General features: G+C 38.7%; 12 protein-coding genes. 3 read left to right on the forward strand and 9 right to left on the reverse strand.

Going from position 1 to position 11,536, the window contains the following annotated elements:
* Positions 1-19: 19 nt before the first annotated feature.
* The 7 genes from EPR_RS07030 to aroQ form a co-directional block, all read right to left on the reverse strand.
* Complete coding sequence (locus EPR_RS07030) at positions 20-949, reverse strand: ribose-phosphate pyrophosphokinase (protein WP_200762534.1); 930 nt, start codon at positions 947-949, stop codon at positions 20-22.
* 119 nt (positions 950-1,068) lie between these two features.
* Entirely contained in the window at positions 1,069-2,085 is a 1,017-nt protein-coding gene (mnmA, locus tag EPR_RS07035; RefSeq protein ID WP_200762535.1) for a tRNA 2-thiouridine(34) synthase MnmA, read from the reverse strand.
* An 11-nt stretch (positions 2,086-2,096) separates the two neighbouring features.
* The gene (locus tag EPR_RS07040; protein ID WP_200762536.1) at positions 2,097-2,834 is read right to left on the reverse strand and encodes an LOG family protein; all 738 of its coding nucleotides are present in this window, start codon (positions 2,832-2,834) and stop codon (positions 2,097-2,099) included.
* An 8-nt stretch (positions 2,835-2,842) separates the two neighbouring features.
* Positions 2,843-3,649 (reverse strand): MinD/ParA family protein, encoded by an 807-nt coding sequence (locus EPR_RS07045; RefSeq protein WP_200762537.1) that lies wholly within the window; start codon positions 3,647-3,649, stop codon positions 2,843-2,845.
* Positions 3,646-4,140 carry a 2-amino-4-hydroxy-6-hydroxymethyldihydropteridine diphosphokinase gene (folK, locus tag EPR_RS07050; RefSeq protein ID WP_234697103.1) on the reverse strand — a complete coding sequence of 165 codons (495 nt, stop codon included), beginning with the start codon at positions 4,138-4,140 and terminating at the stop codon, positions 3,646-3,648. Before folK ends, EPR_RS07045 begins: the two co-directional genes overlap by 4 nt.
* A 14-nt stretch (positions 4,141-4,154) precedes the next feature.
* A complete protein-coding gene (locus tag EPR_RS07055; RefSeq protein ID WP_200762538.1) occupies positions 4,155-5,180 on the reverse strand; it encodes an aminopeptidase P family protein in 1,026 nt (341 codons plus the stop codon).
* Between the two features lie 67 nt (positions 5,181-5,247).
* On the reverse strand, positions 5,248-5,727 hold the full coding sequence (aroQ, locus tag EPR_RS07060) for a type II 3-dehydroquinate dehydratase (protein WP_200762539.1): 480 nt from the start codon (positions 5,725-5,727) through the stop codon (positions 5,248-5,250).
* A gap of 79 nt (positions 5,728-5,806) precedes the next feature.
* Between aroQ and mqnF the strand changes: the two genes are divergently transcribed.
* Both mqnF and sppA read left to right on the forward strand, forming a co-directional pair.
* Entirely contained in the window at positions 5,807-7,027 is a 1,221-nt protein-coding gene (gene mqnF / locus EPR_RS07065; RefSeq protein ID WP_200762540.1) for an aminofutalosine deaminase family hydrolase, read from the forward strand.
* Positions 7,020-7,892 carry a signal peptide peptidase SppA gene (sppA, locus tag EPR_RS07070; RefSeq protein WP_200762541.1) on the forward strand — a complete coding sequence of 291 codons (873 nt, stop codon included), beginning with the start codon at positions 7,020-7,022 and terminating at the stop codon, positions 7,890-7,892. Before mqnF ends, sppA begins: the two co-directional genes overlap by 8 nt.
* A gap of 10 nt (positions 7,893-7,902) precedes the next feature.
* Here the strand turns inward: sppA and xseA are convergent, their stop codons facing one another.
* Both xseA and oadA read right to left on the reverse strand, forming a co-directional pair.
* The gene (gene xseA / locus EPR_RS07075; protein ID WP_200764197.1) at positions 7,903-9,171 is read right to left on the reverse strand and encodes an exodeoxyribonuclease VII large subunit; all 1,269 of its coding nucleotides are present in this window, start codon (positions 9,169-9,171) and stop codon (positions 7,903-7,905) included.
* Positions 9,172-9,180: 9 nt separating this feature from the next.
* A complete protein-coding gene (gene oadA, locus EPR_RS07080; protein WP_200762542.1) occupies positions 9,181-10,995 on the reverse strand; it encodes a sodium-extruding oxaloacetate decarboxylase subunit alpha in 1,815 nt (604 codons plus the stop codon).
* A gap of 184 nt (positions 10,996-11,179) precedes the next feature.
* Between oadA and EPR_RS07085 the strand changes: the two genes are divergently transcribed.
* Positions 11,180-11,521 carry a c-type cytochrome gene (locus EPR_RS07085; protein WP_200762543.1) on the forward strand — a complete coding sequence of 114 codons (342 nt, stop codon included), beginning with the start codon at positions 11,180-11,182 and terminating at the stop codon, positions 11,519-11,521.
* The last annotated feature ends 15 nt before the right edge of the window (positions 11,522-11,536 follow it).

The following is an 11,536-nucleotide window of genomic DNA, read 5'->3' on the forward strand; positions in this document are numbered from 1 at the left end:
TTATTCCTTTCTCTCTCTTTTATACAAAAAGACTGTTAACGCTTTCATTATGATATACCCTTCTTATAACTTCTCCAAAAAGAGGCGCAACGGATAGAACCTTGATTTTTTCAGTATCTTTTTTCAAAGGAAGAGTATCAGAGACAACAAGTTCGTCAAGCTCTCCCTCTTCTATTCTCTCGTATGCCGGACCGCTGAGAACCGGATGGGTACAGCATGCCATAACAGAGTTTGCCCCGTTCTTTTTCAAAGCGCTAGCAGCCTTTACAATGGTTCCCGCCGTATCTATCATATCATCTACTAGTATAACGTCTTTTCCTTCTACATCTCCTATGATATTCATAACTTCAGATTCATTGGCTTTTTCTCTTCTTTTGTCTACAATTACCATATCAAGCCCCAGTCTGTTGGCAAAATACCTTGCTCTTGCAACTCCTCCGATATCCGGACTTGCGATAACAGGGTTTTTAAGATTTTTATTTTTTACATAATCTATAAATATTATAGAGCCGTAAAGATTGTCCACGGGAATATCGAAAAACCCCTGTATCTGGCCGGCATGCAAGTCAATGGTAATAACTCTGGTAATCCCTGCAGTCTGGATAAGATTGGCTATCAATTTTGCCGTGATGGGGACTCTTGGGGCCGCTTTTCTATCCTGTCTGGCATAACCGAAATAGGGAATTACGGCTGTGATGGTATTTGCTGAACTTCTTCTCAGGGCATCAGTCATGATAAGAAGTTCCATGAGATTGTCATTGGCAGGTGAACCTGTAGGCTGTACAATAAACACATCCCGTCCCCGCACACTTTCGCTTATCTGAACATTTATCTCACCGTCGCTGAATCTATTTACTGTTGCTTTGCTAAGCGGTACATCCAGATATTTTACAATCTTGTTCGCAAAATCCTGATGTGCGGTACCTGAAAAGATTTTATATCCTCTCATATTCTCTCCCGTAATTTTTTTGGAATTATATCTTAAAAAGGATGAAGGTTGAAGAGCAAAATAGTGTTTCAATCCTAATCATCCACTCTCCGTTTATAATGAAGTCACCTTTTCAACCGTTATACTATCCATCCTCCGCCGAGAACCTTTTCTCCTTCATAGAAAACTCCGGCCTGACCGCTTGCCACTCCAAATACAGGCTCTTTAAGGTAGACTTTTGCATGAGAGTTTTTTATTACTGCTTTACAGGGAACTTTATTCATTCTGTATCTGACTTTTATAGTAGCTTCAAACTCTTTTTTTTCTTCAAACATATTCAGATCTTTTAACTCTACTTCTCTTACATCTAGATCTTCTCTTTTCCCTACAACTATTTTATTCTCTTCGGGTATGATTTTTAGAACATAGTGCGGCTCATGTGCACCATATACAGTAAAACCTTTTCTCTTTCCTATTGTATAGTGCATATATCCTTTGTGCTCTCCTATGACATTTCCCTCTTTGTCCACAACCACGCCCGGCATATCAACTTTTGTATGCTCTCTGAGTATATCTATATATGTATTTTCCACAAAACATATCTCACTGCTCTCTTTTTGTTCCGCTATCTCCCTTAAGGGTTCAATATCTCTTGCTATCTTTTTTACATCCTCTTTGTACATATCACCAAGAGGAAAAAGCAGTTTCGGCAGGACCTCTTTTTTTATATTGAAAAGAAAATAGCTCTGATCTTTGCTTTTATCTTTTGCTTCGTACAGAAATTTCCCATCCGTTTTTACATAATGTCCTGTTGCAAAAAAGTCCGCTCCCTGCGACTGAGCAAAGTCAACCAGAGCTCCGAACTTCATATATCTGTTACAAATTGCACAAGGATTTGGCGTAAGTCCTTCTATATAACCCCTTATAAAAGGATTGTAAACCCTTTCCATAAACTCTTCTGTTTTATCAAGAATATGCACTTTTATCCCCAGATATTCGGCCACCTTTTTGACATTTGACATATATCTTTTGTGAAGCTCTTCTCTTGTATGAATCTTCATATATACGCCTTCGACTTCAAAACCTTCTTTTTTCAGAAGATAAGCTGTTACAGTAGAATCTACGCCGCCGCTCATTGCAACCATCACTTTTTTCATCTCAAACCTCTTTACTCTTTATTTGCCAAAAACTCAACAAGTGCCTTATAGTGTTCACTCTCTTCCATTCCGGCTTCTTTTAGATCCTTGATATGAGTTATGAGTCTTGTTTCAACCTCTTCAACTATCTGACCAAGATCATCCGTAAAAGTTATAATATTTACATCTTCGGGAGCAATTGTACCATTTTCTACAAGTGTAGTTTTTATAAACTCATATAGCGGCCCCCAATAATCTGTTCCTACCAAAAAAATACTTATCGGCGATATTTTTTTTGTCTGAACTAGGGTCAAAGATTCGAAAAACTCATCCAATGTTCCAAAACCACCCGGAAATATGACATACGCAAGCGAATATTTTATAAGCATAACCTTTCTTGCAAAAAAGTAGTCAAATTTAAGATTAATCGTAAGATAATCATTGCTCTTCTGCTCATGCGGAAGTTCTATATTTAGTCCTATAGATTCAGACTTTCCATTCTCATACGCCCCTCTGTTTGCAGCTTCCATTATACCGCCTGCACCGCCTGTTATGATATTGAATCCTCTGTCGGCAAGCATATAAGCAAGTTTTCTTGCTTTTTGATAATAGGGATTGTCCTCTTTGAGTCTTGCACTTCCGAAAAAAGTTACAGAAGGTCCTATACTTTTTAATTCATCGAAACCTTCGACAAAATCGCTCATTATCTTAAAAACACTCCAAACATCGCCTGCCTGTATATCTTTTATATATTTTTTACCTCTTGGCATCCACTCTCCTAAAATCTGTTCAAAAGTTTTCTGAAAAAAGCAGCAATTGAGCTGTTTTTACCGATTTCACTTCCCTCTTTGTCTACATTTTTTGTAAGTTTTTTTATAATTTCCAGCATCTGTGATGATGGTCTGGAAAAAGGGTGCTCTTTTACAAAAAGTGTCCTGTTCTTTGAACTCTCTCTGATTATATGACTCTCTTCCAATATTCCCAAAAGTTCAATATCGATATCCGATTCAAGATGATTTTGTGCAACACTCTTTATTTTGCCAAATATAGAGAGGGCCTCTTTTTTTGATTTTGTTTCATTTATAATCATATATATACTATCAATAACTCGGCTTGAATATTTTATCATAGCATAAGCATCCATTATAGCAGAAGGATCCGGAACAGTTACCACTACTACATCGCTGGCCGCACGGATAAAGCTTCTGACATGCTCACCTATCCCCGCTCCCGTATCTATAATCAAAAAATCGAAGTCGTCAAACTTTTCCAATGAAGAGAGAAATCTCTCCACAAGTTCGCTTTCATCAAAATTCAATATCTCTTCTCCGCTTTCGCCGGGAATCAAATACAGGTTGTTGTTGAGTTTTACCAAGATATCCTCAAACTCCGCTTCACCTTTCATCACATGCAGAATATTTTTTTTGGGAGTTACATTGTATATGATATCCAGGTTTGCCAGACCGATATCCGCATCAAATACTGCTACTTTATAACCCAGTTGTGAAAGCATATAGGCGCAATTTGCACTTATGGTGCTTTTTCCCACACCGCCTTTACCGCTGGTTATTGCAATAAATCTCATTTATGAACACCTTTTCTTAGATAGAGCAGTGGTATCACAACCGATTCTCTCTCTTTCCATTTCGGATGAGGGATTTGTAGATTTTTTTTATCGATTTTAATATTGTTGAAAAATATTATATCTATATCGAGCGTTCTTGGTGCATTTTTAAAAGTTCTTACCCTTCCGAAACTTTTTTCCAGATAGAGAACATATTTTAAAAATTCATACATATTCATATCCGTAGAAAGTTTTATAACTCCGTTGAAAAAATCATTCTGTTCAAGAAAACCGAAAGGGGGATTTTTCAAAATCGGCGAGGTGGCTTCAACGGATATTTTTGGATTCTTTTGAAGTCTGAAAAGCAGTTTTTTAAATCTTCTTTTCACATCTCCTATATTGCCGCCTATGCCTATAAGAACACTGTTTCTTTTTTTTACACACTTTTTTGATACATACGGAAACAGATTGCAATAATAGAGCACAAGCTCGCCACTTAGATTTTTTATCAAAAAGGACTCCGGATTTAAAGAATTTCGGCTCTGCCGTTTTTCACCACTACCATATCTTCTATTCTTACACCGAATTTGTCAGGAATATAGATACCAGGCTCCACCGTAAAAACCATACCCTCTTCTATAACCGTGTCGCTTTTGGGAGAGATATATGGCATTTCATGGATATCAAGACCCACTCCATGCCCAGTAGAATGGACAAAATATCGACCAAATCCTGCTTTTTCGATGATATCTCTTGCTATTTTGTCTATATTGCAGGCTTTCATGCCGGTTCTGATACTCTCGATAGCGCTCTCCTGAGCTTTCAAAACCGTATCATATACTTTTTGCATCTGCCTTGAAGAAAAAGTCTGTCCCATTTTTTCAAATGTTAATCTCTCGCCGAAATATGCCGTCCTTGTTCTGTCAGAGCAGTATCTTTTATATCTCACACCGGCATCAAAAAGTACAAGGTCACCGCTTTTTAGTCTTTTTTGCGTGGGAATTGCATGAGGTTTCGCGGCATTTTCTCCTATGGCAAATATCGGATCAAAACTGAGACTGCGTTCTCCATAGCCTCTTAGCATCGCCTCGGCTTCAAAATGGAGTCTCTTTTCTGTTTGCTCCATGCCTTCTTTTGAAAGATAGAGTGCAAACTTTTCAAATATATCTGCGTTTATCTTTACAGAAGTGTGGATAAGCTCTATCTCTTCATCATTTTTTATAACTCTTTTTTTATGGGAAAATGCCGCTCTTTTTACAAAACGGCATCTCATTCCGGATGAGAGTTTCTCATAAGAGCCTATACTCCACTCATACGGGTCAAAAACAATTCTCTTTATACGGTTTTTGCGTATCAGCTCTCTTGCGGCTTTCTCCAGATCCCTTGATTCGACAACTTCACAGGATTTGGCCGACTCTTTGGCTTCCTGTATGTATCTGCCGTCCGTTATAAAAAAAGCCTCATCACCAAATTTTAGAAATATCGCATTGTCACAGCTGTAACCACACTCATAAAACTGTGCGCTCTCGCTTCTTACAATGTAGCTATCCATAATTCACACCCAGACTAAATTCGTGACTCGTGATTGGTGATTGGTTCCACACCCACACTCACACTCCTCACGCCTGTTGTTGCTGCTGTTGCTGTGACTCCTGAATAGCTTTAAGCTCATTAAAAATCTGTAGCATGGCAACCATTGCCAAATGGTAGCTAAACGGTCCAAAACCGCTTATCTGTCCCGCACATACCGGAGCTATAAGACTTTTTTGCCTAAACTCTTCTCTTCTGTAGACATTGCTTATATGAACTTCTATAGTAGGAAGCTGAACTGCCGCTATCGCATCTCTTATTGCGATAGATGTATGTGTATATGCAGCAGGATTTATGATAATACCGTGGGCATCTCCAAGGCACTCCTGAATCTTGTCTACTATCTCGCCTTCTAGATTGCTTTGGAAAAACTCAATATCGAGGCCGTTTTGCTCTGCAAAGGCTTTCATCTGGTCATGAATCTGCTCAAGTCTCATCGGGCCGTAGATATTCTGTTCCCTGACTCCAAGCATATTGAGATTTGGACCCTGAATAACCATAACTTTCATCTCTTTCCTTTCAGTTTTTTTAAGATATGATTATATCAATATTTAGCTTATACAAACCGCATCAACTGCAAGGAGAGATATGAAAATAATCAAAGCGGATTTCATACTCACACCAAATGAAATAATGGAAGAAAAAGCTGTTGCTTTTGAAAAAAATATAATCGACATAGACTCTTTTGAAAAACTGATATCCAAATATCCAGCAGCCGAAATAATAGAGACTCCCAAAAACTCTATTCTGCTGCCGGGACTCATAAATTCGCACGTTCATTTGGAATTCAGTGCAAACAGGGCGTCACTTTCTTATGGTGATTTTCTGATATGGCTCAACAGCGTTATAAAAAAAAGAGAAAAACTTATAAAAAAATGTCAAAACAACTGCCTTCAAAATGCCGTTACATCAATGCTGAAAAGCGGTACAACCGCATTTGGAGCAATAAGCAGTTACGGATATGATATGGAAATTTGCGCAAAATCACCGCAAAGAGTGGTCTTTTTCAATGAGATTATAGGTTCAAACCCGGCTGCGGCAGATATTTTGTTTTCTGACTTTTTACAAAGGCTTGAAGAGTCACAAAAGCACAAAAGTGACAGATTTTTTCCCGCTGTAGCGGTACACTCTCCATATTCCGTTCATACAATACTGGCAAAAAAAGCGATTGAAGTTGCAAAAAAAAATAAGATGCCTATTAGCTGTCATTTTATGGAAAGCAAAGCGGAAAGAGAATGGCTCGACAACGACAAAGGAGACTTCGCAAAATTTTTTAAAGAGTTTTTAAATCAATCTACTGCCGCAAACCGTCCGGAAGAGTTTTTACAACTTTTCGAAGAGACAGATACTCTCTTTGTTCATGCAGTCCATACCAATGACAAGGAGCTTGAAATCATCCAAAAACAGAACAATGTCATAGTACACTGCCCGGTATCAAACAGGCTGCTTGGAAACGGCGTTTTAAATATTCCAAAACTTGAAGATAAAAATATAACAATGCTCCTGGCCACCGATGGTCTCAGCTCAAACTTTTCTCTAAATCTTTTTGAGGAGATGAAAGCTGCTCTTTTCCTGCATCCGAACATAGAACCTGTAAAATTGGCAAAAAAACTTATAGACAGCGTAACAAAAAATGCGGCAAAGGCTTTGAGACTAGAGTGCGGAGAAATTGAAAAAGGAAAATGGGCAGATATGATAATCTGCGAACTGCCTGAAGACCTTGAAAACAAAGAAGACGCTTATCTTCACCTTATTCTACACGGAGAAAATCCCAAAATGGTACTCATAGGAGGAGAAATTTATGATTGATTTTTTCAAAAAACTTTTTTATCCGATAAAAGCTGTTCTCGATTTTATTCAAAAATATTTCAAAGCTCTTCTGTTTGTATTGATTCTCGTATTGATATTCGGTACACCGAAAGGAGAAACTCTCCAAAAACCAAATCTGATCAGAGTCGATCTGACCGGCCCTATATTTTCAGCCGACAAAGTTTTACAAAAACTTGAAGAAGCCGAAAAACCAAACTATAAAGGCGTTCTTTTTGTTGTCAATTCTCCGGGAGGCGCTGTAGCCCCCTCAATAGAAATCAGCCTGGCAATCAAAAGAATAAGGCGTCAAAAACCGGTGGTTGTATATGCAGCCGGCACAATTGCAAGCGGCAGTTACTACGCTTCGATATGGGCAGATAAAATAATTGCAAACCCCGGAAGCGCAGTCGGCTCTATCGGTGTAATATTCGAAGGCGCAAATATCAAAAAGCTTATTGAAAAAATCGGTATAGAACCTCAGGTGGTAAAAGCCGGAAAATACAAAGAGGTAGGAACGCCATTCAGAGAGTGGCAGGAGTTTGAGAAAAAAGAGCTTGAAAAAGTGATAAAAGATACATACGATATGTTTGTATCTGATGTTGCAAAAGCCAGAAAACTGGACCTTGGCAAAAGAGACGAATTTGCCAATGCGCATATTTTTACTGCAAGGCAGGCGATCAAGGTAGGACTTATAGACAAGATAGGCACACTATACGATGCAAAACAAGAGATCACAGCTCTTAGCGGTGTCGCTTATCCCGTTTGGAAAAAAGAGGACAGATTCGAAAAATTTATGGAAAAGATAATAGAAGAGAGCGCATCAAAAATCAGCATGATGCTTTTCGGATTCAAAGCCAGTATTTAACTATAATATTTCAGAGGGTCTGCTCTTTTGCAAACTCCTCTTTTTCCAAAACTTTTCCTTTTATTTTTGCTTCAAGGCTTTGAAGCTCAAAGATGTCTCCAATCTCCAACTGCGAAACATCTACAGGTTTTTTATCTTTTACGACCTGTGCGAATCCTTTTTTTGTTTTTTTCGTCTCCATTACAGTCTCAAGCCTCTCTTTTAGATGCTCTATCAGAGAACTTTTTTGATGCAAACTATGGTTTGCCGTCTGCAAAATTGATTTTTTCAATTCGGGAATCTCCAACGATTTTCTATTCAGAAAGAATTTAAAACTTTTTACTGTCTGCTCTTTGAGTTTTCTTATCTCTTCTTGGTAAAATCCCAATCGTCTTGAAGGAGAACTCTGCTCGAATGAGTGCAGCAGATGTTTTAAAATCTCCTGTTTGTGCAGGAAAAATTTTTGCAATCCTCTTTTGTATTCAATTCTTAGATTGTCAAGATACATCATCATCTCAAATCTGTCCGGAAGTATCATCTCCATAGCAGCAGAGGGAGTTGGAGCACGCATATCCGCAACAAAATCGCTTATCAAAAAATCTATCTCGTGTCCGACGGCAGATACTACGGGAGTTTTTGCCAAAAATATGGCATCAGCCACTACCTCTTCATTAAAAGCCCAAAGATCCTCAAGACTCCCACCTCCCCTTCCTACAACTATAACATCAACGCCGAGCGAATCGGCAATCTTTATAGAATTGGCAATATCTTCGGCTGCACCGGTTCCCTGTACCAGAGTATTGATCAGATATACTCTCAATAAAGGCCACCGGCTATTTATGACTCTGAGCATATCCTGCAAAGCCGCACCCGTTTTTGAAGTGACAATCGCAACGGATGTTACAAATCTTGGAATCTCTTTTTTGTAAATTTTCTCAAAATACCCTTTTGCTTCGAGTTTTTTCTTCAGTTGTTCATATGCAACAGCCAAAGCACCAGCTCCGGCGGGTTCTATTTTGAAACAGTTTATCTGGTACTCGCCTCTCGGTTTGTAGAGTGAAAGTTTTCCGCTTATTACAACTTTTTGTCCCTCTTCGATACGGAATTTATGCTTCGCCACATAGCTTCTGAACATTACACATCTAATAACGGAATTTTCATCTTTGAGGCTGAAATAGAGATGCCCGCTTGTATGATAGGTGGGGCGGCTTATCTCGCCCTCCACCAACAGATCCGAAAAAGTGGACTCAAGAAGATTTTTTATCTTTTCATTAAGTTCGCTTACAGTTATTATATTCAGAACTTTCTCCTACTCTTTTATCAGCATCAGAGCATCATCAGGATTGACCTGCATTCCCTCTTTTGCATATATCTCTTCCACAACTCCGTCAACGGGAGCATGTACTTCATTTTCCATTTTCATAGCTTCGACTATAGCAATAGTGTCGCCTTTTTTAACACTGTCACCCACTTTCACGTTCAGTTTCGTAAGATTGCCGGGCATTGGAGCTGTAACATGGCCTTTTAGAGAAGCTTTCGGCAGTTTACCTTTTTTCGCTTTTTTAGGAGTAGTCTGTTCGTTAGCGGCACTCTCTATATCCTCATTGTTTTCTACAAAAACCTCTTTAAGCTCACCGTCAACTCTTATAAAGAAAGGTCTGACATCCTGTGTTTTGTGTCCTACACCTTCTATTTTTATATCATATGTCTCACCATGTACAGTTACATTAAACTCATCAGAGAGTCTCTCCCCGGCTTCCATCTCCTCAAATGTCAAAAGAGGCTCTGGTTGAAGATTGCCTTCATTTCTTTCAATCATGTACTGCTTTGCAACCTGTCCGAATATCGCATAACTTATCACATCCGTATCGCTCTTCGCAAAATCTCTGGATTCTTCCCTAGCTTTTGGCAGTTCAGGAGGTAGCAGATCCGCAGGCCTGCAGGTGATCGGTTCTTCTTCACTAAGAACAAGCTTTTTAAGCTCAGGATCGATAGGCGCAGGCGGCTTACCGTATAATCCTTTTATATAGTTTCTGGTCTCGGTCGTAATGGATTTATACCTTTGTCCCAACAGAACATTCAAAGTGGCCTGAGTACCTACTATCTGACTAGACGGCGTTACCAAAGGAGGGTATCCGAAATCTTTTCTGACTCTTGGAACCTCTTCTAGTACTTCATCCATCTTTTCAAGAGCACCCTGCTCTTTGAGCTGATTTGCCATATTGCTTATCATACCGCCAGGAATCTGATTTATAAGCACCCTTGTATCTATTCTGTTATATTCGCTTTCGAATTTTTTATATTTTTTTCTTTTCTCTTTGAGAATTTCTGCTGCCTCTTCCATTTTTTTCAGGTCAAGCCCTGTATCATACTCAGTATCTTTGAGAGTTGCTACCATAGATTGGGTACAAGGATGACTAGTTCCTTCCGCTAGAGCTGAGTTTGCAAGGTCTATGATATCTACGCCTGCCTCCACTGCTTTTAAGTGTGTTGCAAATGCAAAACCGGCAGTGGAGTGAGCATGAAGTTGCAGAGGAACCTCTATCTCCTCTTTCAAAGCTTTTATTAGTTCATGCGCCCCGTATGGTGTCAAAAGGCCGGCCATATCTTTTATACATATGCTGTCTGCGCCCAGTTTCACCATATCTTTTGCCAATTTGACATAATTTTGAACAGTATGAACTGGACTTATTGTATAACTTATAGCGCATTGTGCATGTTTTCCCTGCTTTTTTACCTCTTCTACCGAAACTTTCAGGTTTCTGATATCATTCAAAGCATCAAAAATTCTATAGATATCAATACCGGCTTCGCTGCTTAGTCTTATAAACTCTCTTACCACATCATCCGCATAGTGGCGGTAACCGACTAAATTTTGCCCTCGCAAAAGCATCTGTAGCGGAGTTTTTTGAAAAATCGACTTGAATGTTGCCAACCTCTCGAAAGGATCCTCTTTCAGATATCTAAGGCATGTATCGTATGTAGCTCCTCCCCATACTTCCACACTATGAAAACCTATTTCATCAAAAATTTTAGCTGCGTCTGTCATATCTTCCGTTCTCATTCTAGTGGCAAGCAGAGACTGATGCCCGTCTCTTAGACTTACTTCGGTTATTTTGACCATTACAGACTCCTGAAATTTTTTAAGTTTAATGATTTTATCACATATGCAATTTAAATCCCTTGAAGAAAAAAAGACTACAATATATATTTAGAGAGAAAATTTCTCTCAAATTTTTACAACCATTTTACAAAAATCGGGTATAAGTATCCTGATACTATTATAATTTATTATAAAAGGAGCCAATATGAAAAAACTGGTTATTGTTTCTCTTCTGATTTGTATGGCAAGTGCTCAGATGGATCTTACACAAAAAGGCAAAATTCTTTTTGAAAAATATAATTGCAATATCTGCCATAAGCCCAAAGACGACGCTGCAAGCATCGGACCCTCTCTTGAGACCATAGCCATACATTACCTGGGAAATGAAAGACAGTTAGTAGAGTTTTTAAAAGGTAACGCCAAACCTATAATTGACCCACAGAGATTTGAAATAATGAAACCGCAGCTTTATAAAACTAAACATATGTTCGAGGAAGATTACAGAGCTTTATCATATTTTTTGACAAGCGTACATAAAAACAGATAATGTCACAAAAATGTT

Source organism: Nitrosophilus alvini (genome assembly GCF_015100395.1).
Taxonomy (GTDB): domain Bacteria; phylum Campylobacterota; class Campylobacteria; order Campylobacterales; family Nitratiruptoraceae; genus Nitrosophilus; species Nitrosophilus alvini.